General features: G+C 61.6%; 18 protein-coding genes. 10 read left to right on the top strand and 8 right to left on the bottom strand.

Features of this window, described 5'->3' with window-relative positions:
* Positions 1-2: 2 nt before the first annotated feature.
* The 4 genes from V6L81_RS07950 to V6L81_RS07935 all read right to left on the bottom strand — a co-directional run bounded on the left by V6L81_RS07950 (position 3) and on the right by V6L81_RS07935 (position 4,755).
* Positions 3-1,295 (bottom strand): MFS transporter, encoded by a 1,293-nt coding sequence (locus V6L81_RS07950; protein ID WP_095001485.1) that lies wholly within the window; start codon positions 1,293-1,295, stop codon positions 3-5.
* Positions 1,296-1,432: 137 nt separating this feature from the next.
* Positions 1,433-2,461, bottom strand: a complete 1,029-nt coding sequence (locus tag V6L81_RS07945; RefSeq protein WP_338660597.1) for a Zn-dependent oxidoreductase — start codon at positions 2,459-2,461, stop codon at positions 1,433-1,435.
* 76 nt (positions 2,462-2,537) lie between these two features.
* Complete coding sequence (gene manD, locus V6L81_RS07940) at positions 2,538-3,749, bottom strand: D-mannonate dehydratase ManD (RefSeq protein ID WP_095001487.1); 1,212 nt, start codon at positions 3,747-3,749, stop codon at positions 2,538-2,540.
* A 4-nt stretch (positions 3,750-3,753) separates the two neighbouring features.
* The gene (locus V6L81_RS07935) at positions 3,754-4,755 is read right to left on the bottom strand and encodes a sugar kinase (protein ID WP_095001488.1); all 1,002 of its coding nucleotides are present in this window, start codon (positions 4,753-4,755) and stop codon (positions 3,754-3,756) included.
* 211 nt (positions 4,756-4,966) lie between these two features.
* Here V6L81_RS07935 and kdgR point away from each other — a divergent pair, with 211 nt between their 5' ends.
* Positions 4,967-5,752 carry a DNA-binding transcriptional regulator KdgR gene (kdgR, locus tag V6L81_RS07930; RefSeq protein WP_095018322.1) on the top strand — a complete coding sequence of 262 codons (786 nt, stop codon included), beginning with the start codon at positions 4,967-4,969 and terminating at the stop codon, positions 5,750-5,752.
* Positions 5,753-5,904: 152 nt separating this feature from the next.
* Complete coding sequence (locus tag V6L81_RS07925; protein WP_095020361.1) at positions 5,905-6,747, top strand: hypothetical protein; 843 nt, start codon at positions 5,905-5,907, stop codon at positions 6,745-6,747.
* Here the strand turns inward: V6L81_RS07925 and V6L81_RS07920 are convergent.
* Both V6L81_RS07920 and V6L81_RS07915 read right to left on the bottom strand, forming a co-directional pair.
* Positions 6,683-7,441: an SDR family oxidoreductase gene (locus tag V6L81_RS07920; RefSeq protein WP_338660596.1), complete on the bottom strand. Its 759-nt coding sequence runs from the start codon at positions 7,439-7,441 to the stop codon at positions 6,683-6,685. The two genes, V6L81_RS07925 and V6L81_RS07920, sit on opposite strands and share 65 nt — an antisense overlap.
* A gap of 20 nt (positions 7,442-7,461) precedes the next feature.
* Entirely contained in the window at positions 7,462-8,199 is a 738-nt protein-coding gene (locus tag V6L81_RS07915) for a sulfite exporter TauE/SafE family protein (protein WP_338660595.1), read from the bottom strand.
* A 191-nt stretch (positions 8,200-8,390) separates the two neighbouring features.
* Here V6L81_RS07915 and V6L81_RS07910 point away from each other — a divergent pair, with 191 nt between their 5' ends.
* Entirely contained in the window at positions 8,391-9,701 is a 1,311-nt protein-coding gene (locus V6L81_RS07910; protein WP_338660594.1) for an aminotransferase class III-fold pyridoxal phosphate-dependent enzyme, read from the top strand.
* 21 nt (positions 9,702-9,722) lie between these two features.
* Here the strand turns inward: V6L81_RS07910 and V6L81_RS07905 are convergent, their stop codons facing one another.
* Complete coding sequence (locus tag V6L81_RS07905) at positions 9,723-11,237, bottom strand: PLP-dependent aminotransferase family protein (protein ID WP_338660593.1); 1,515 nt, start codon at positions 11,235-11,237, stop codon at positions 9,723-9,725.
* Positions 11,238-11,421: 184 nt separating this feature from the next.
* Between V6L81_RS07905 and tauA the strand changes: the two genes are divergently transcribed.
* From tauA to V6L81_RS07890, 3 genes are read left to right on the top strand one after another with little or no spacing between them, the layout of a single operon-like run.
* The gene (gene tauA / locus V6L81_RS07900) at positions 11,422-12,420 is read left to right on the top strand and encodes a taurine ABC transporter substrate-binding protein (protein WP_095001500.1); all 999 of its coding nucleotides are present in this window, start codon (positions 11,422-11,424) and stop codon (positions 12,418-12,420) included.
* A gap of 43 nt (positions 12,421-12,463) precedes the next feature.
* Positions 12,464-13,300 carry a taurine ABC transporter ATP-binding protein gene (locus V6L81_RS07895; protein WP_095001501.1) on the top strand — a complete coding sequence of 279 codons (837 nt, stop codon included), beginning with the start codon at positions 12,464-12,466 and terminating at the stop codon, positions 13,298-13,300.
* Positions 13,300-14,169, top strand: coding sequence for an ABC transporter permease subunit (locus V6L81_RS07890; RefSeq protein ID WP_095020356.1), 870 nt, complete (start codon positions 13,300-13,302; stop codon positions 14,167-14,169). Before V6L81_RS07895 ends, V6L81_RS07890 begins: the two co-directional genes overlap by 1 nt.
* An 84-nt stretch (positions 14,170-14,253) precedes the next feature.
* On the opposite strand, the gene V6L81_RS07885 is transcribed toward V6L81_RS07890, so the two are convergent.
* Positions 14,254-14,949, bottom strand: a complete 696-nt coding sequence (locus V6L81_RS07885; RefSeq protein WP_095001503.1) for a CerR family C-terminal domain-containing protein — start codon at positions 14,947-14,949, stop codon at positions 14,254-14,256.
* Between the two features lie 107 nt (positions 14,950-15,056).
* On the opposite strand from V6L81_RS07885, the gene V6L81_RS07880 reads away from it, so the two are divergent.
* The 4 genes from V6L81_RS07880 to V6L81_RS07865 are packed head-to-tail and all read left to right on the top strand — an operon-like array spanning position 15,057 to position 20,644.
* On the top strand, positions 15,057-16,139 hold the full coding sequence (locus V6L81_RS07880) for an HlyD family secretion protein (protein ID WP_095024031.1): 1,083 nt from the start codon (positions 15,057-15,059) through the stop codon (positions 16,137-16,139).
* Positions 16,132-17,721, top strand: a complete 1,590-nt coding sequence (locus tag V6L81_RS07875) for an MDR family MFS transporter (protein WP_338660592.1) — start codon at positions 16,132-16,134, stop codon at positions 17,719-17,721. Before V6L81_RS07880 ends, V6L81_RS07875 begins: the two co-directional genes overlap by 8 nt.
* A gap of 2 nt (positions 17,722-17,723) precedes the next feature.
* The gene (locus tag V6L81_RS07870) at positions 17,724-19,118 is read left to right on the top strand and encodes an efflux transporter outer membrane subunit (RefSeq protein WP_095025439.1); all 1,395 of its coding nucleotides are present in this window, start codon (positions 17,724-17,726) and stop codon (positions 19,116-19,118) included.
* A 14-nt stretch (positions 19,119-19,132) separates the two neighbouring features.
* Positions 19,133-20,644: a PLP-dependent aminotransferase family protein gene (locus V6L81_RS07865; RefSeq protein ID WP_338660591.1), complete on the top strand. Its 1,512-nt coding sequence runs from the start codon at positions 19,133-19,135 to the stop codon at positions 20,642-20,644.
* Positions 20,645-21,239 lie beyond the last annotated feature (595 nt).

Here is a 21,239-nt window from a genome sequence, read left to right as displayed (position 1 = left end):
CCTCAAGGATGGCTCAGGGCGGCAGCCGGCAAGACGCTGCCTGCTGGTGGTACGGCTTCATCGATCACCGGCAGTGGTTTGACATAGCGCGCTACACATACTGCACCGATGATGGTCAGCACACCGGCCAACAGGAAGGCGCTGGTGAACGAACCAGTGAACTGCACCAGGAAGCCGGTCAGGGTCGGACCGATAATGCCCGAGGTGTTGGCCAGAAAATGCATGAAGCCACTGACTCCGCCGACGCGGGCAGCAGGTACCGTGTCCTGGATGATTGCCCAGTAAATGGCACCGGTGAGGTACAGAAAGAACACCGCCAGGGCCACCAGAATCACGGCCGGGTACAGGGTGGTGACGAGCCCGGCAAGGCCGATGCACACGGCACAGGCCAGCAGACAGGTCACCAGTACCACTTTGCGTGAAAACATCATCCGCCCGGTTTTCTTGAACACGAAGTCGGAAATGAAACCGCCCAGTGCCAAACCGAGGAAGCCCAGCAACCATGGAATGACCGTGGCGATACTCATCTCTTTAACGTTGAGGCCGTGGGCCATCGTCAGGTAGCTGGGGAACCAGGTCAGAAAGAAGAACAGTGTGTAGTTGTACGAAAAGAACGCCAGCGAGGTGAACAGCACGGTCGGCTGCTTGAGGTAGTAACGCAGCGGGTGCACCGGCTGCGCCGCCATCTCGCTCTGGCCTTCGCCTTGCGCAATCTCTTCGGCAACCTTGCCGGTGGGCTTGTCCTTGACGAATTTGTACCAGACCGCCGCCCACACCAGGCCAATCAGCATGATGATGATGAACGACACCTTCCAGCCGTAGCTGATGGCGATAAAGCCCACTACCGGTCCGGAAATCGCCCCCCCCAACGGGGTGCCGGACATGGAGGAACCCAGCGCCCGCGCCCGTTGCTTGGGGGTGTACCAGTTGTTGACCATCTTGCTGGTGGTCACGCTCAACGGGCCTTCACCCATGCCGAACAGGATGCGGATAAACACCAGCGACATAAAGCCGACGGTCAATACCGTCAGACCGCTGAACAACGACCACAGCACCATGGCCAGCAGCAGTGTGGTTTTCGCCCCGTAGCGGTCAGCGGCCCAGCCGCCGATAAAGTTGAATGCCGCATAGCCGACGAAAAAACTGCTGAAAATCATGCCCATCTCACCCGTGGTCAGACCGTAGTCTTTCTGGATGAAGGGGGCGGCCACAGACAATGCCGAGCGATCCAGGTAGTTAATAACGCCTGCCAGGAACAGCATGATGATGACTAAGGTACGACCTTGACCAAACATTGGAACCTCCCGCTTGTTTTTGTATTCGGTGAGGGTGCCCGCTGGGGGCACGTGTATCGGTTGAATCCTTGACGCCGAAAGCCGTAACGCCTGATCTGTAGCCGCCGGAAGCGCAGCGCGGCTGCGCGCCTCAACGGCTACAGGGCGCTGTTGAGTTGCACCAGCACCTTGCGGGTCTGCTCGGGGTGGTTTTCGATCAGGGCAATCGCTTCGGGCATTTCATCGAACTGGATGCGGTGGCTGATCATTTCCTGAACCTGCAACTTGCCGCTGGCAATCAGTTCAATCACCCGCGCGAACTTGCGGTTGTTGAGCCGCGATCCCACCAGGGTCAGTTCTTTCTTGATCATTTCCAGCTGCACCAGATCGGTGGGCGTGGTGCTGAAACCCAGCAGGCCGATACGGCCGGCCGGTGAGGCAATACGCACCATTTGCGGCATCAGCGCCGGGATGCAGGCAGCATCGACAATCAGTGGCACGCCTTCGCCATGGGTCAACTCGCGCATCGTCGCCTCTACATCCACTTCCTTGCCGTTGAGGGTGCGGCTGGCGCCCAGGGCGCGGGCGGTTTGCAGGCGCTCGTCAATCACGTCAGTCACGGTAATGTCGGTCAGCCCCAATGCCCGGGCCATTTGCACCAGGGTCAGGCCGATCACCCCGGCGCCGTAGATCAGCAGGCTGTCGCCGGGGTGCGGCTGCATGCGATCCAGCACGTTAAGGGCAATGGAGTACGGTTCCACCAGCGCGGCATGGCTCAGCGACATAGTGTCCGGCAGGCGATAAACATTGCTCGCAGGCACGCAGACTTGCTCACTGAAACCACCGTCACGGTGCACACCGATCACTTGCAGTTGGGTGCACACATTGGGCCGATTGATGCGGCACGGGTAGCAGGTACCGCAGCTGATCACCGGGTCGATGCACACACGGTCGCCGACCTTGATCTGCGCAACGTCAGCACCCACTTCGCTGACCACTCCGGAAAACTCATGGCCGGTAATCCGAGGGAAGCGCACAAAGGCGTTTTGCCCGTGAATGATGTGCAGGTCCGAACCGCAGATTCCGGCATAAGCGACGTCGACCCTGACTTCACTGCGAGACAGTTGCGGGACATCGACCTGGGCCAGGCCGAATTCAAAGGGAGCTCTTACTTTAAACGCTTTCATCGGGTAACTCCTGCCAGGACATGACGCCCCGTTTTTTATAGTTATTAAACAGTCGAGCAATCAGCTTTAAGCGGTATTACCAGTGCCAGAGCGTGCCATCTTCCAGGCGGTTGACCGGCAGGCTGGCGCGCTTGTAGGGGTACCTGGCAGCCAGTTCTTCGTTGATGTCGACGCCATGGCCCGGGGTTTCACCCGGGGTGAAATGGCCGTCCTCAAAGCGATAGGCATGGGGGAAGACGTCATCAGTCAGCGGGTCGTGGGGCATGTGCTCCTGAATGCCGAAGTTGGGCACCCAGGTATCGAAATGCAGCGCCGCGCCCATGGTCACCGGCGACAGGTCGGTGGCGCCATGAAAGCCGGTGCGCACCTGGTACAACGCGGCAAAGTCGGCGATCCGCCGCACATGGGTAATACCGCCCGCGTGAACCAGGGTGGCGCGGATATAGTCGATCAGTTGTTCCTGAATCAGCTCGCGGCAGTCGTGAATCGAGTTGAACACTTCACCCACCGCCAGCGGGGTTGTGGTGTGCTGGCGGATAAGTCGAAATGCCTCCTGGTTTTCTGCCGGGGTGCAGTCTTCCAGCCAGAACAGGTTGAAAGGCTCCACAGCCTTGCCCAGGCGCCCCGCTTCGATCGGTGTCAGGCGGTGGTGAACGTCATGCAGGATGTGCAGGTCATCGCCAAAGCGCTCGCGCACGGCGGCAAACAGCTTGGGTACATGATTGAGGTACTTGGCGGTGTCCCAGACATGCTCTGCTGGCAGGTCGCTGTCGGCCGGTTCATAGCGTTCGCCACTGCGCTTGGCCACGCCATAGGTGGTGGCAATGCCCGGAATGCCGCATTGCACACGCACCGCCTTGTAGCCCAGTTCCACATGACGGGCCACTTCGGCCAGGCAGCCTTCGATGTCCTTGCCCGTGGCATGCCCGTACACCATTACCCGCTCGCGGCTTTTGCCGCCGAGCAGCTGGTACAGGGGCATATTGGCTGCCTTGGCCTTGATGTCCCACAGTGCCACGTCAACGGCAGCAATGGCGGTCATGGTCACAGGGCCACGGCGCCAGTAGGCACCGCGGTAAAGGTACTGCCAGATGTCTTCGATACGTCGCGCATCACGCCCGATCAACGCGGGCAGCACGTGTTCTTCGAGGTAGGCGACAACCGCCATTTCGCGGCCGTTCAAAGTCGCATCGCCAATGCCGTAGACCCCCTCGTCAGTGACGATTTTCAGGGTGATCAGGTTGCGACCCGGACAGGTGACAATCACGCGTGCTTCAACAATTTTCATCGGTTCAGGCCTCGGCGACAGAAGAAAATACAGGCATGTTCAGGCTTGGCATGGCCGCTGCGGGAATCAGCGCGCCGGGATGCTGCACCACTTCTGCGGCCAGCGTGTGCCCCCAGCGCGCAGCCTGTTGCGGCTCACCGCCTTGCAAGCGGCAGGCAAGGTACGCAGCACTGAAAGAGTCGCCTGCCGCCGTGGTATCGACGATCTGCCGCACCTGTTCGGCGGGCACCTCGAAACGCCCGGTCGGGCACTGGATAAGGCACGAAGCCGGACCACGCTTGAGAGCCACTTCGCCCACACCAAACCGGGCATAGGCGCCAAACAGGGCTTCGGGATCGGCATAGCCGAACAACGCAGCATCGTCTTCCCAGGTGATCAGCGCCAGATCGGTCAGGCGCAGCATGTCGCTGTACGCCTTGCGTGCAGAAGACGCATCTGGCCACAGGTGTGGGCGGTAGTTGTTGTCAAAGACAATGCGCGTGCCGCTCTGGCGCGCCTGGCCCAGGGCCTGCATCAGGCGCTCGCGGCCGCCGGCGGTGAGGATCGCCAGGCTGATGCCGCTCAGGTACACATAGTCGTAGTCGGCCAGGGCGCGCAGTACGTCATCGGCTTCTGGTCCGTCGAAAACCCGTCGGGCGGCGGCTTCTCCGCGCCAGTAGGCAAAGCGGCGCTCACCCTGGTCATCGGTCTGGATGAAATACAAACCGGGCAGCGCGTCCTTGATCACTCGCACATGCTGATCGCCGACACCCTCATCACGCCAGAGCTGGCGCATGGCAACGCTGAAAGCGTCTGCGCCGATGGCGGTTACATAGTCGGCAACAATACCGTTGCCAGCCCCCAGACGTGACAGATAGACCGCTGCATTGAGCGTATCGCCGCCAAAGGTCTGGCTGAAAAGCGCTCCTGGCAGACCGCGCATCTCAATCATGCACTCGCCCACCAGAGCGACTCGTCGGGGGTGGGGCAAATCGGCCTGTGGGCAATGCCCGAGGGTTACCGTCATCACTTCGCGCCTTGTTTTTATGGGTCGCTTGGCGTCGATACAGGCACGGGTCGTGTCCTTGCATCGAGCTGATTATTATTTTCGGAACGGCGTTTCATTTCATTGCTTGAGGGCGAGTTTAATCAAAATCCCCGCACCGTCAAGAAAAATGAAACAGCGTTTCGTTTCCCTACGGTATATCCTTGTTTTTTTCATTTGCGTTGGAGCCTTCATGGACAACAGCACCACCCAGAACAATGAACTGGTCTCTGCAGTCGGTCGCACCATGGCCGTGCTTGAAGCGCTGGCCGAGCACCCGGAAGAGAGTGGCGTGTCCGAAATCGCGCAAAAACTGGATATGTCAAAAAGTACGGTCTATCGCTTTTTGCAGTCGCTCAAGGCCCGTGGTTATGTGGTTCAGGATGCTGAAGACCGCTACCGCCTGAGCGTGCGGTTGTTCGAACTGGGTGCCCAGGCCCTGCCCCATCTGGATATCGTGCGCGAAGCCGAGCCGGGGATGCGCCGGATCAACGAACTGACCGGGGAAACCGTGCACCTGGGCATCCTCGACGAAGGCAGCATCGTCTACGTGCACAAGATCGACTCCAAATACAACCTGCGCATGTATTCGCGTATCGGCCGTCGGGCGCCGCTGTACTGCACCGGCATCGGAAAGGTGCTGATGGCCTGGCTGAAAGAGGATGAGTTGCTGGCACATTTGCGCGAAGAGAGCTTCGAGCGGCGTACCGCCAACACCCTCACCAGCATCGACGAATACCTGCAGGAACTGGCTGTGGTACGCCAGCAGGGTTATGGCGAAGACCATGAAGAATTTGAAGACAACATGCGTTGTTTATCAGCCCCCATCCGCGACCGTTTCGGCCATGTGATTGGCGGCATGAGCGTATCCTTCCCGTGCTTTCGCTTTCGTGAGGAACTGAAACAGGACTACGTCAAACAACTGATGGAAGCCTCGCAGCAGGTTTCAAGTCAGTTGGGCTGGCATCCGCAAGGTTAAAGTAGGGGGCTGTTGCGCTGTGTGGTAAAGCGCAGCCCCTGCGCTAACGCGAATACAACCCAACTGCAATAAACACCTTGAATGCGATAAACTGCCCGCCGTTTAAAAAACGGCAAGGACTTCACCGGCTAGCCTCTCGCACAAGGATCGTCATGTTCAAACCCTCTTTCCCCCTCGCCCTGACAGCGGTGCTGCTTGCAGGTTGCCAGTCAGCGACCATTGACCCCGATAGCCCGCCCAAGCTCACCCAAGCCCAGGAAAAGGAGCAGGCGGTACAACGCGGTGTGTATGAAAAACTGATCAGCAGTGTGCTCGCCCGTGAGGGCGACCTGGCTAATGCCCAAGGGCGCGATGGCAGTTTCAATCTGATGCTGACCCTCGATGACAAGAACCGCATCATTGGCTGCGGCACTCAACCCAACAAGAAAGTGGATGCCAGGGTTTACCCCTACAATCGCAAGCTGGCCCTGGACCTGCGGTCGATCTGCTGGACAGCGGTGTTCCCCGAGCTGCCCTCGTCACTGATCGACCCCAAGAGCAAGACGGCAAGTGTCGTGGCGCCGGTTCTGGTGTATCCATTGGTTGGGCTTTCCCCCGAGACCCGGGCACGGCGCGATGCGGCCTTGCAGGACAAGGCGCAAAACGACTTTTTGTTCAAGCAACTGCTCGCGCCGATGCCCATCGACAGCATTGGTGTCGCCACGCTGATGATGATGACTGACAGCACCGGCCAGGTGCGCGAATGTGCCGCCAGCCTTGATCCGCACGCCATGCGCCCTTCTGAGTTCAGGCATGACGATGGGTTACTTGCAGGACTGGTTCAGCGCTGCAAGCAACTGGACTTGAGCGCCATGCCGGGCTTTGTGCCCAACACCCAGGGCATGAGCAGCGCGTTTTATCGCGTCGAGTACACGCCCTGGAAAGCCGGGCTCAAGCCCGCTCAATCGCAAAGTTGTTCCACGACTGGCTCACAGGCATCAACTCAAGGCTGTTGATATTGATGTGCGCCGGCTGGTTGAGAATCCAGAAAATCGTTTCGGCTATGTCCGCTGGCTGAATCGCCTGGGCGCCGGCGTAGACCGAATCATATTTGGCCTTGTCCCCGGCAAAGCGCACCAGCGAAAACTCGCTCTCGCACAGGCCAGGTTCAAGGTTGGTGACGCGCACGCCGGTACCCTGCAGGTCACAGCGCAGGTTCAATGAGAACTGCCGCACAAAGGCTTTGCTCGCGCCATACACATGACTGCCAGGGTACGGCCAGTTACCGGCAATAGACCCCAGATTGACGATGCCTGCCCCGGCACCGTGAGCGATCAACCGTGGCAGCAGCAAGCGCGTGCTGTACAGCAGGCCCTTGATATTGGTGTCGACCATGATCTCCCAGTCATCCAGCGAGCACTCGGGGGCTGGCGCGGTGCCTAATGCCAGCCCGGCATTATTGATCAGCCCGCGTAACCTGCTGAATTCCGCAGGCAGATGTTCAATGGCCTGCTCCATCGCGACACGGTCACGCACGTCCACCACCAGCGGCAAGATTCTGGCTTGCGCACACAGCTCGTCAGCCAGTGCATATAGGCGCTCGGCCCGGCGACCGGTAAGCACCAGCGACCAGCCTGCGGCAGCAAAACGACGGGCACAGGCTTCGCCAAAACCGGACGTGGCACCGGTAATAAAAACAGTCGGCATCATAGACAGCTCCTTGGGATCGATCAGGACCACGACCGGCCCAGCAGACCAACGCCTGCCAGCACCAGCAATAGCCATTGGGTAAAACGGGCGGCCTGTTCGGCCTGGATACGCGCGAACAATTGTTGCCCCAGCCACAGCCCCAACAGCAGCGCAGGCAGCATCAGCAATGCCTGCCGGCCTGTGCCGGGGGGGATGGCCAAAGCCACCGCCAGCCCGGCCAGCGCCGCAAGATCGACGGCAAAAAAGAACATGATCAGCGTCGCCCGCAACGCCCGGGCCCGCAACCCGCAGTGGCTGAGCCACGCCACTACCAGCGGCCCGCCAATACTGAATGCGGCGATCAACGCCCCGCTGCTGCCCCCCACCAGCCAGGCACCGGCGCGACCCTCGCCCATCGGCAGGCGAATACGCGCCAGACCCAGAATCGCCAGTAGCCCCACCAACAGGTAGACCCCCACTGTCAGCCCACCGCTGTCGATACCCGTCAGCAACCAGATACCGCACGGCACTCCGCACGCGGCCGCCAGCAGCAGGCGTTTGAGCAGCGGGTAATGCGCCTCGCGCCAGGCACTGCGCAACAGCATCACGCTGGACGCCACTTCCAGAAACAGCACCAGCGGCACCGCCTGTTGCAGCGACCCGAGCATCGCCAGCCCGACCACGGCAATGGCCGCAAAACCAAACCCCGTGAGCCCGCGCACCACAGCCGCCACCAGTACGCACAGCGCACTCAGGGCCCAACTTGCTTCAGGGTTCATACGCTGCTCCAGGGTGCTCAATGGCGCCACTGTAGTCAGCCGCGCGCCCCGGGGCTTAGATCCAGTCGGGGCTTTCGATGGGGCCAGAACTGGCCCTATCGAAAACCTCATCTGGATCTAAGGATTGCCCCCGGCCGTGACTAGTCTGCGAGCAACTGGCCGCACCGGACCGACCCTCAGGAGTGACATGCATGGCGACGAATCTGAACCACCAATGGATGCCTTTTACCGACAACCGTGAGTTTCACCGCGCACCGCAGTTGTTCGTCCGCGCCGAGGGCGTTCGTTACTGGAATGCCGAGGGCCGCGAACTGCTCGATGGCAGCTCCGGGTTGTTTTGCAGCGCTGCCGGCCATGGCCGTACCGAGATCGCCGAGGCGGTGTGCAAGCAATTGCTGACCCTGGATTTCACCCCGCACTTTCAACGGGCTTCGCCGTTGTCTTTCGAGCTGGCGGAACGCTTGAGCGACTTGTTGCCTGCTGGCCTGAACAAACTGTTTTTCACCAACTCCGGCTCCGAGTCGGTGGACAGCGCGATGAAAATTGCCCTGGCCTATCACCGTGCCCGCGGCGAAGCCCAGCGCACCCGGTTTGTGTCCCGCGAGTGGGCTTATCACGGCGTCAACTTTGGCGGCGTGGCCCTGTCGGGGATGATGCGCAACCGCCAGGCCTTCGCCACCGGCGGCCTGCCCCACGTCAGCCATATGCGTCACACCTGGCAAGAGGACCAGCGCTTTCAGTTGGGCGAACCGCAGCAGGGCGCCGACCTGGCCAGCGACCTGGAGCGGATCATCGCCATGCATGGCGGCGACAGCATTGCTGCCTGCTTTGTGGAGCCGATTGCCGGTTCCATCGGCGTGTATGTGCCGCCTGCGGGCTACCTCAAGCGCCTGCGCGACATTTGTGACAAACATGGGATTTTGCTGGTGTTCGATGAAGTCATCACAGGTTTTGGCCGCACCGGCCAGGCGTTTGCAGCACAGAGCTTTGAGGTGAAGCCGGACCTCATCACCATGGCCAAGGCCCTGACCAATGGCGCAATCCCGATGGGTGCCGTGGCGGTGGACGAGGCGGTTTACGACACAGTGATCAATGCCAGCAAAGGTGGCGGCCCGGAACTGTTCCACGGTTATACCTACTCCGGGCACCCGGTGGCCTGTGCGGCGGCGCTGGCTTCGCTGGATATTTACCGGGATGAGGATTTGTTTGCCAAGGGCGCAAAACTGGCGCCGTATTTTCTGGAGTCCTTGAGCGGTTTGAGGGGGTTGGCACAGGTCAGTGATTTGCGCGGTTATGGTTTGCTCAGCGGGATTCAACTAACGCCCGGGGAAGCGCCGGGGGCCAAGGGCGCACGGGTGCAGAGGGCGCTGTATGACGCCGGGCTGCATGTTAAAACGACCGGGGATGCGATCATCTTTGCCCCGGCGCTGGTGACTGGGCGGGCGGATTTGGATGCGATGTTTGAAGTGTTGAGAGAGACGTTGGGGCGGGAGATTTTGTAAGGCTAAAGCAAGTCCCTCACCCTAGCCCTCTCCCAGAGGGAGAGGGATGGGGTGAGGGGCTTTCAACTCGCGCCACGCCTCACCCAGCGCCGCAATCCCCGGCTCGATCAGTTCTTCGGCAATCGCCCCGAAGCCCAGACGAAAGCAGTTGAGCGGCCGCTGCTCGCTCAAGTAATGAATATCCCCCGGTTCAATCAACACACCACGCCTGGCCACCAGCCGCTGCAACACCCAGGCATCCACATCCGGCGGGCAACTGACCCACAGCGACGAGCCCCCCGCCATGCCGCTGGCATTGAGTTGCGGCAAATGCTCGGCCATGGCCCGGCTGATCACCCGCCACTTGCGCGCCAGCCGATCGCGCAACCGCCGGGCATGGGCATCGTAATGGCCCATCGATAAAAACAGCGCCAACGTACGCTGGTTGTTCGACGGCGGATGCCGGTAGATGTAACGGCGCAGCGCCCGCAGTTCATGGATCAGCTCGGCATCCGCGGCAATAAATCCCAACCGTACCCCCGGCAGCAGGCTTTTGGTCAAGCTGCCCAGATAGATCACCCGTCCGCTGTCATCAAAACTCTTCAAAGCCGGATGGTTGCTGCCCAAAAAATTCTGTTCGTTTTCGTAGTCGTCCTCAATGATCAACAAGTCATTTTCACGGGCACTGGCCATCAGCTCCAGGCGTCGGTACAGCGGCATGGTCACGCCAGTGGGCGACTGATGGCTGGGCGTGCAAAACACCATCTCGCAGTCGGCCAGTTGCTCATTGACCACCAGCCCCTGGCGATCAATGCGCAGCGGTTTCAACGCGCAGCCACTCAGGCTGAAAATATTGCGCGCGTCCACATAGCCCGGATCCTCCAGCCCCATCACCAGCCCCGGGCGGCCCAGCAGCCTGGCGAGCATATACAGCGAATTCTGCGTGCCGATGGTGATCATCACTTCCTGCGTCGACACGCTGATCCCGCGTTTGGGCAACACACGCTGGACGATCTGTTCGACCAACAACGGATCGTCGAGCATCACTTGATCATCGACCCAACTGCGCATATGTGCGCCGGTGCTGGCGATGCGCGAACAGTCGCGCCAGCGGGCAGCGGTTTGCTCATCCGCCTCGACCTGACCATAGATGAACGGGTAGCGATACTCACGCCAGTTACGCGGCTTGACGATGGCCCGCAACTGCGACGAACTGCTTTGCAGGCGCGCCTCCCAGTCCGGTGCATGGTCGGGGCGCTCAAAGATTTTTTGCGTGGCGGGTTTGAGGCTGACATTGAGCTGCTGGCGCAGGTACTTCTCGTTGATAAAGAAACCGCGCCGGTCCGATGGGATCAGATAACCATCCTGCACCAACTGCTCATACACCAGCACCACAGTATTACGCGACACGTTGAGCAGCTCACACAGCTTGCGCGATGACGGCATCGGCTCACCGGGCGGCATGGCACCGTCCAGAATCGCGCTGAGCAAGCTCTCGCGCAGTTGCTCCTGTAAGCCCCGGCCAGCTTCGAAGGGTCGAAAATAACGCTCCAACATGGTTCAAGCTCCTGGCCCGGCGCCCCGTCATGGCGCACCCGATGCGCTACAGCCCTTGCCACACAAGGCCTGCAACGACCTCTGGCACCACAGCTTGCAGCAACTGGATCTAAAGCAAGCGCCGAGCCAGCGCCTAAGATCGGGCTGACAAAAAAACAGACATCCCCCAGCCCGGAGTCTCACCATGCTCAAGCCCCTGAACAAATGGATCCGTCGCACCGTCTTGTTGCCCCTTACCGCTCTGAGCCTGGTAGCCACTGCCCACGCTCAGACCGTGACCATCGGCGTGCAAAGCATGTTTGCGCCCTGGAAAGACGCCATCGCGCAAAAGCAGTTCGAGCAAGCTACCGGCTGGGATATCCAGTGGCGCAACTTCGACAGCGGCGGCGACGTGATGATGGCCATGGCCTCGGGCGATGTGCAGATCGGGGTCGCCGGCAGCAGCCCGATTGCCGCCGCCGTGAGCCGCGGTGTGGATGCGCAATTGTTCTGGATTCTGGACAACATTGCCGATGCCGAGGCGCTGGTGGTACGCAATGGCAGCGGTATCGTCGCGCCACAGGACCTGGCCGGCAAAACCCTCGCCGTACCCTTTGTCTCCACCACCCACTTTCACGCGTTGTTTGCCCTTGAGCAGTTTGGCCTGACCGGCAAGGTCAAGGTTATCAACCTGCAACCTTCGGATATCCCCGCAGCCTGGGAGCGCGGTGATATCGACGCGGCGTTTATCTGGGATCCGGCCCTGGGCCGTCTCAAGCAAAGCGGCCATGTGCTGTTGACTTCGGGCCAACTGACCGACTGGGGCAAGGCCACCTTCGACGGCCTGGTGGTAGATAAACAATTCGCTGCCGCCAACGGCCCCGGCATGCAGGCGTTCACCCAGGTGCTGCAAGACAGCACCGCGGGTTACGTCAAGGCGCCAAAATCCTGGACCGCCGACTCGCCGCAGGTCATCAACGTGGCCAAGCAGTCCGGGGCCAAACCTGAAGAAGTACCACCGGTGCTGGCGCTGTACCAGTTCCCGCTGGCCAGCGAACAGGCCGGCCCGACGTGGCTGGGCGGTGGCGCTGCCAAGGCACTGGCCGCCACCGCCGAGTTCTTGAAAGCTCAAAAGAAAATCCCGGCCTTGCTGCCTGACTACAGCGCGGCGATCAACCCGACGTTTGTGCAAAACGCCCAATAACCCGCTCCCACAGGGCATCAAGTTAATTGACGAGGAACACGCCATGCCCCTCAGCCTAAAAATTCATGATGTGTCGGTGCTCTACCCCGGGCAGCAAAAGGGTCAGCCGGTAAGGGCTCTGTCCGGGGTCAATCTGGACATTGCCGCCGGTGATTTTGTCGTCGCCCTGGGTGCTTCAGGGTGCGGCAAGACCACACTGCTCAACCTGATGGCCGGGTTTATCCAGCCCAGCAGCGGGGTGATTACCCTGGGCGACTATCACGGCCAGGTGCCCGAGCGCATCGACGGCGCCGAGCTGCGTGACCAGGTCACCGGCCCCGGCGCAGAACGCGGTGTGGTGTTCCAGAAACATGCGCTGCTGCCGTGGCTGAATGTGATCGACAACGTGGCCTTCGGTCTCAAGTTGCGCGGTATCCCCAAGGTCGAACGCGAAGAACGTGCCCTGCATTTTTTGCAGTTGACCGGGTTGGCGGAGTTTCGCGATCACGCCACTTATCAGCTGTCGGGCGGTATGCAGCAACGGGTCGGGATTGCCCGCGCCCTGACCAATGACCCGAAGATGCTGCTGCTCGACGAGCCCCTCGGCGCACTGGACGCCCTGACCCGCGAACGCTTGCAGGAGCTGATCCTGGAGATCTGGCAGCGCACGCAAAAGATGATGTTTTTTATCACCCATGACGTCGAAGAAGCGCTGTTTATGGCCACCCGACTGATCATCATGTCGCCACGCCCGGGGCGTATCACCCACGAGTTTTCGGTGGATTTCGGCCAGCGCTTTCTCAAGTGCCGCGACGCTCGCGCCGTAAAATCCAGTCCCGATTTCATCGCCCTGCGCGAGCAGATCCTGAGCATCATCCACGGTGACGAGGAGGCAGCGTAATGAGCCTTTTGGATGAAAAACAACGCAATGCCGTGCTGCGCACCCTCCATGAACTGCGCCGCGCCGCGCCGGCAAAGCCGGGCGAGCAATATGGCGCACCGGGCAACGGCTCCAGTATGGGGCTGAGCCTGGGCACGATTTGTGTCGTGTTCGCCTTGTGGTTTTTCGCCACCAATGGCGGTTGGATCAAGCCGCTGTTTTTGCCCTCGCCCCAGGCGGTATGGGCGCAGATCGTGGATGTCAGCCGCGACGGGTTTGCCGATGCCAGCCTGTGGACACATATCGGCTGGAGTGCCCTGCGGGTGTTTGGCGCGTTTGCGCTGGCGGTGCTGACGGCAATCCCGGTGGGTATTTTGATGGGGGTCAATCGGGTGGCCCGAGGCGTGTTCGACCCACTGGTGGAGTTTTACCGCCCGCTGCCGCCGCTGGCCTATCTGCCGTTGGTGGTGATCTGGATGGGTATCGGTGAAGGCTCAAAAATCCTCCTGATCTACCTGGCGATGTTTGCCCCGCTGGCACTCAGTGCCCGGGCCGGGGTCAAGTCGGTGGCCATTGAGCAGATCCACGCGGCCTATTCGATGGGCGCCAGCCGCGGGCAAGTGCTCAGGCAGGTGATCATGCCGGCAGCCCTGCCGGAAATTCTGACCGGCATGCGCATCGCCATCGGCTTTGGCTGGACCACCCTGGTGGCCGCCGAAATGGTCGCGGCCACGGCCGGGCTGGGCTTTATGGTGCTGACGGCGTCCAAGTTCATGGCCACTGATGTGGTGATCATGGGCATTCTGGTGATCGGAGCGCTGGCCCTGCTGTTCGATCTGGGCATGCGCTGGCTGGAGCGCAAACTGGTGCCGTGGAAGGGCCGGGGATAAATGAAAACCCGTAGCCGGCCCAGTGGGAGCGAGCCTGCTCGCGAAGGGCGTTCGCGAGCAGGCTCGCTCCCACAGTTGCAGGTCTTAGCGCACCAACCCGCGCAACAGGGTCACGGTCTGCTCGCGCACAATGCCCATCAGCATGGCGTAACGCTCGGCCGTCAGTGTGTCCCAGCCCAGTGACTTCAGCGAGCTGGTGCGGGTCAGGTGAAACGGCAGTAACTGCCCGGTCAGGGTCATGGAGCGCAGGATGCATTCTTCATCACTGGCATCCGGGCCCATCAGCCGCGAAATGATTCCGCTGGTCACGCCGATAATGCGCTGGCCTATACGCTGGCTGATCATTTCTTCACCGGCGCTGGGGCCCAGCCCCGCCTGCTCCCGCGCATAGAACTTGCGCCAGCTGTTGGTACGGTTGGACACCAGCATGAATTCGGCAATCTTGCTCTGGATGGCGCAGAAGGTGTCGATCAGCTGTTCGGTGTCCGGCCGCGTGCCCAGCAGCGCCTGGGCCGCTTCGATGGTCGGCGCCAGGTAATCCCAGATCCGCTCCACCATGTACTCGGTGCAGGCGCTATACACCCCTTCCTTGTTCTTGAAGTAGTAATTGAGCGCCGGTGCATTAACCCCCGCCAATTCGGCGATATCGCGGGTCGAAGCGCCCTCGTAGCCACGCTCGCCAAACAGGTTGAGGGCCGCTTCGATAATCCGCGCACTGGTTTCATCCCCACACGTATAGCCGCCTTCGCTGGCAGGTCGGCGCCGGTGAATCGTGGTCATGGGCTTCTCCTTGATCGATGAAGACGGGAGTGTGCCTGAATTTATATCGATTGACATAATTTTACCGATCGTAATAATTGTTACAACCGATAACAATTGAGAGCACCATGACCGCACATCAGGCCCTAGACCCATCGATCAAGATCAGGCCCAAACGCCAGCCTGGTAAAACCCTGGCGCTGGGGGCTCTCGGCCTGGGCGCGCTGCTGGGTGCTGCCATATGGGGTGCACACTGGTGGAATGTGGGGCGTTTTATCGAAAGCACCAACGACGCCTACCTGCAGGCCGACAGCCTGAGCGTAGCCGCCAAGATCGCAGGTACGGTGAGCGAGGTGTATGTCAGCGACAACCAGACCGTCAGCGTCGGCCAGCCGCTGGTGCGCCTCGATGTGCGGACTTATCAGGCGGCGCGGGAAAAATCCGAAGCGGCCATTCGCGCAGCCGAGGCCGATATTGCCCGGGGCGAAGCCGAGCTTGAGCAGCACGGCGCGTCCATTGCCCAGGTGCAGGCGCAGCTGGAAGGTGAAAGCGCCAACGAGCAGTACGCCGCCGCACAGGTCAAACGCTACGCGCCCCTGGCCGAAAGTGGCGCCGAGACGCAGGAGCGCATGGCCGAGCTGCGCAACGCCCTGCGTCAGGCCAGCGCAAGGCGGGCTGCCCAGGCGGCGGCACTGAACGTTGCCCAGCGCCAATTGCACACCCAGCGCGCCGCCATTGAACAAGCCCGTGCACAACTGGCCAGCGCCCAGGCCAGCACCCGCCAAAGCAAGCTTGATGAACAGGACACCGTGGTTTACAGCTCCCTGGCCGGCCGCGTCGGCAGCCGCTCGGTGCGGGTGGGCCAATACCTGCAACCCGGAACGCGCCTGATGACCATAGTGCCCCTCGATGAGGTCTACCTGACCGCCAACTTCAAGGAAACCCAGATCGAGCGCATGCACCCCGGCCAGACCGTGGCGGTGCATATCGATGCCTGGCCGGGGATAAAATTTGAGGGTGTGGTTGAAAGCCTGTCGCCCGGTACCGGCTCACAGTTCGCCCTGCTGCCGTCCAACAACGCCACCGGCAACTTCACCAAGATCGTACAGCGGGTGCCGGTGCGCATTCGCCTGAACCCCTCTGCCGATAAAGGCATTGAGTGGATGCCGGGGCTGTCGGCCACTGTCGACGTCGACACCCATCGTGGCTAGTGCTGTTGCTGCATCCGCAGCGCTGCAACCGCCCCGGGCAAACGCCAGTACCAGCGACTGGATTGTGGTCTTTGCTGGCGCATTGGGCGCGTTGATGGCCACGCTGGACATCTCCATCACCAACGCCGCCCTGCCTCAGATTCAGGGCCAGATTGGCGCCTCTGGCACCGAAGGCACATGGATCTCGACCGGCTATCTGATGGCTGAAATTGTCATGATCCCGTTAACCGCCTGGCTGACACGGGTGTTCGGGCTGCGCAATTTCCTGATCGGCAACGCGATTCTGTTCAGTCTGTTTTCGATCCTGTGCGGCATTAGCGAAACCTTGCCGCAGATGGTCATTGGCCGGCTCGGCCAGGGCTTTGCCGGGGGGGCCATGATTCCCACGGCGCAGGTGTTGGTGGCCACCCGCTTACCTCGCCATCAAATGCCCATCGGCATGACAATGTTCGGCCTGATCGTACTGCTCGGGCCACTGCTGGGCCCGGTATTGGGCGGCACCCTGACCGAAAACTTCAGCTGGCGCTGGTGTTTCTTTCTGAACATTCCGGTGTGCGCCTTGCTGCTGGTGATGCTCAGTCAGGGTCTGAAAAAAAGCCCGAGCAACTGGCAAGCGTTTATCAAGGCCGACTGGCTGGGGATTATCGGCCTGACCGTGGGCCTTAGCGCCATGACCGTGGTACTCGAAGAAGGCAATCGCGAGCGCTGGTTCGAGTCTTCGCACATCATCGGCCTGAGCCTGCTGGCGGTGTCCGGGATCGCCTTGCTGCTGATTGCCCAGAGGCTGTCGAAGACGCCGATTGTGCGTCTGAAACTCCTGCTCAATCCGCGCTTTGCCAGCGTGATCGCGATTGTATTTGTGGTGGGCTGCGGACTGTATTGCGTGGCCTTTGTACTGCCGCAATTTCTGAGCAATATTGCCGGTTTCAATGCTCAGCAATCCGGAGCGGTGATGCTGATGTCGGGTTTGCCGGCGTTTTTGATGATGCCTGTTTTGCCACGCCTGCTTGGCCGCGTGGATACCCGCATCATGGTCATGCTTGGCCTCGGTTGCCTGGCCAGCAGTTGCCTGTTGGCCATGGGGCTGACCGCCGACAGCGTGGGCGAGAATTTCACTCGCACCCAACTGCTGCTGGGCCTGGGCCAGGTAATGGCGATGATGCCGCTCAATCAGGCCTCCATGAGCTGCGTGCCGGCCCACGTGGCGGGTGAGGCTGCGGGTATCTACAACATGGCGCGCAACCTCGGCGGCTCGGTGGGGCTGGCGCTGCTGGGGACGTTTATCGAGCGGCGCAGCAGCTTCCATGACGCCACCTTGCGCGATGCCGTAAGCGTACAGTCGGTCGAAGCTCACACTCAGCTTGCAGCGTCCGCCCAGGGCTTTTTCGCTGAGCACGGCGATCTCGCCCATGCCCAGCTCCAGGCACTGGGTCAACTGGCCGGGCAGATCCAGGTTCAGGCGCAAGTGATGACCTACAGCGAAACCTTCTACGTGCTCGGCATCGCCTTGCTTTTGTGTCTGCCCCTCGCCCTCTTTCTAAAAAAACCGCCTGCCGGTACGCCATTGAACACAGGACACTGACCATGATCGCTTGCAAACCCTTGAGCCTGTTGGGTCCGTTGTTGCTGGTGGGCTGCACCTTGGGCCCGGACTATCACGCGGCACCCGACAGCCACCTGCAAGACAGGGACTTTGCCCGTCAGGTGGCTGGCACCCAGGCGCAAACAGCACAGGTTGCCGAATGGTGGCGCGACCTCAATGACCCGGTGCTCAACCAGTTGATCGACAGTGCACTGGGCCACAGCCCCGATCTGCAAGCGGCCGCCGCGCGGTTACGCCAGGCCCGCGCCGGACTGGCGGAAAAACGCAGCAACCAGATGCCCAAAAGCTCGGCCACGGCAGCGGCGCTTTACACCGGCTCGGGTGACAGCCAGACCGACGCCACCCACCTGTACCTGAGCGGTTTCGATGCCAGCTGGGAGCTGGATATTTTCGGCGCCAGCCGCCGCGCGGTAGAAGCAGCCAGTGCCGAAGCAGATGCCGTACAGGCGGATCTGGCCGACGCCCATGTGCAACTGGCCGCTGAAGTGGGCCAGGCCTATATCGGCCTGCGCGACCAGCAACAGCGGCTGCGCATCGCCCGCCAGTCCGAACAGCTTGAGCGCCAGTTGCTGGACTTTACCGGGCAGCGCCTGGCCCAGGGAACCGCCTCGGAACTGGACCGTGAACGCATCGCCACCCAGGTCGAAACCACCCGTGCCGCGTCCATCGCCCTGGAGCTGGAAGTGATTGAATCCCTCGACGAACTGGCCTTGCTCAGCGGTCTCGAGCCCGGCGCCCTGGACACCCGTTTGGGCACCGAAGCCGCGCTGCCGGCACTGCCCGCCATGGTCAATATCGGTGACCCGGCGCAGTTGCTGCAACAGCGCCCCGACATCCGCGCTGCAGAACGCCGGCTGGCCTCCAGCACCGCGCAGATCGGAGAACACAAGGCGGCGGCATTTCCCAGGGTCAGCCTGTTCGGCTCCCTGAGTTTCAGCGCCAGCGCGCCGGGCCATCTGTTGCGCAAGGACAACCTCAGCGCCCTGGGTGTCCCCTATCTGCAGTGGAACTGGCTGGACTTTGGCCGCGTGCAGGCCCAGGTCAAACAGGCCGAAGCCGGACGCGACGAAGCCCTGGCCAGGTACCGCAGCAGCGTGCTCGGTGCCCTGCGCGATGCCGATGTGGCATTGGCCCGCTACGGTAACGAACGCCAGCGCAGGGGCACCCTGGGCCGGGTCGAAACCAGCGCCGTACGCGCATCCACCCTGACCGAACAGCGATACCGCGCCGGTACCAGCAGCGTGCTCGACTGGCTGGACGCCGAACGCACCCGCTACCGCGCCGAACAGGACCGGGTTCACAGTGACGGTCAGTTGATCAAGGACTACATAGCCCTGCAAAAGAGTCTTGGGTTAGGGTGGCGCTCCCCGACCTGATTTCCGGATAGACCATGCGCTCCAGTCAGCACGATTTGATGTGGCGCCAGTTGCTGCCCAAAGTGCGCAGGCACGATGAGCCGCTGCAGGTGCAGCTGTGCACCGCGTTTGTCACGGCCATGCTCGACGGGCGTTTGCCTGGCGGTACACGGCTGCCATCGAGCCGTGATCTGGCCATGCTGACCGGGGTTTCGCGCAATACCGCAGTACTGGTCTACGAACGCCTGGTAGCCGAGGGTTATGTCGATTCGCGGCCCCGTGACGGTTTTTTTGTATGCGGCGCCATCACTCCGACACAGACCACCCGGCCTCTGCCCGAACAGGCTGCGCAACCACCTGACTGGGCCTCGCGCATGCACCTGGCGCGCAACCCGCTGGCGTTTATGGACCGCCCGCCCACCTGGCGCGAAGTGCGCTACCCCTTTATCTACGGCCAGTTCGATCCCCGGCAATTCCCGCTCACCCAGTGGCGCCAGTGCAGCCGTCAGGCACTGGAATTGAAGGCCGTGGATCGTTGGTGGCAGGAAGGCGAGAACGTCGGCGCCAGCCAGCTGATCGATCAACTGATCCGCCGCGTGTTGCCGCGCCGCGGAATTGCCGCCACCCATGATCAAGTGTTGTTGACCCTGGGCCGCCAGCAAAGTTTTTACCTGCTCGCGCGCCTGTTTGCCCGCCCCGGCAGCGTAGTCGGGGTCGAGGAACCGGGCTTTCGCGATCCGCGCAATGCCTTTTCCCACGATGGCGCGCACATGGTCTCGCTGCCCATCGACGAACACGGATTGCAGATATCCCCGGCACTGGCAGCCTGCGACTATCTGTATTGCACACCCGGCTACCAGTGCCCGACCGGTGTGACCATGAGCCTGGGCCGGCGCCAGGCCTTGCTTGAACATGCGCAGATGCACGATCAGGTGATCTTCGAAGACGATGATGACCCCGAGACCGAATACGACGGCCGCGCCCTGCCAGCGCTCAAGGCCACCGACCCGGCGGAGCGAGTGATCTACCTCAGCAGTTTGTCAAAGTTGCTGTCCCCGGGGCTGGGCATCGGTTACATCGTTGCCCCGACACCGGTGATCGAGCAACTGCGCCAGCTGCAACGGCTGATGATCCGCCAGATCCCGGGCAACAACCAGATCACCGCCGCGCTGTTTATTCAACAAGGCCACTACGATCGGTTGCTGCAACAGGCCCGGGAAAAACTGCAACTGCGGGCCGGGGCGATGGCCACCGCATTGCGTGAAGTGCTGCCGGATGCGGAGTTTGTCATGCCCAGCGGCGGCGCCACGCTATGGCTCAAGCTGGCCGGCGAGCACGACTTGCTGAGCTTGTACTACGCAGGGTTGGCCAAGGGCGTGCTGTTTGACCCGAGCAGTGCGTTTTGCGTCGAGCCCGACACCCTGCCCCGGCCTTGCCTGCGCCTGGGCTTTGGCTCCATCGCCCAGGAGCTGATTGCCCCCGGCATTCGCGAGCTGGGACTGGTGATCAACGCCCACGCGAAACGACCTGCAGTTGTGCGCGGCTGAGCCATTTGCCCCACAACAGCGCCTGCGTTGCCCCTGTGGGAGCGGGCTTGCCCGCGATGCAGGCAACGCGCTGCATCTGGCCCACCGCAGTGCCCCCATCGCGGCCAAGCCCGGCTCCCACAACCCCAGGGCCATCTCTCCCTGTGGGAGCGGGCTTGCTCGCGATGCAGGCAACACGGTGCATCTGGCAAACCGCAGTGCCCCCATCGCGGCCAAGCCCGGCTCCCACAATCCCAGGGCCATCTATCCCTGTGGGAGCGGGCTTGCTCGCGATGCAGGCAACGCGCTGCATCTGGCAAACCGCAGTGATCCCATCGCGGCCAAGCCCGGCTCCCACAACCCCAGGGCCATCTATCCCTGTGGGAGCGGGCTTGCCCGCGATGCAGGCAACACGGTGCATCTGGCAAACCGCAGTGCCCCCATCGCGGCCAAGCCTGGCTCCCACAACCCCAGTGCCATCTCTCCCTGTGGGAGCGGGCTTGCTCGCGATGCAGGCAACACGGTGCATCTGGCAAACCGCAGTGATCCCATCGCGGCCAAGCCCGGCTCCCACAACCCCGGCTCCCGCACGGTAGTCGCACTACCAGCCCCTGGC

Origin of the sequence: Pseudomonas bubulae, assembly GCF_037023725.1 — a bacterium.
GTDB lineage: Bacteria > Pseudomonadota > Gammaproteobacteria > Pseudomonadales > Pseudomonadaceae > Aquipseudomonas > Aquipseudomonas bubulae.
The sequence above is the reverse complement of the archived record's forward strand: the minus strand, read 5'-3'. Positions and strand labels throughout refer to the sequence as shown.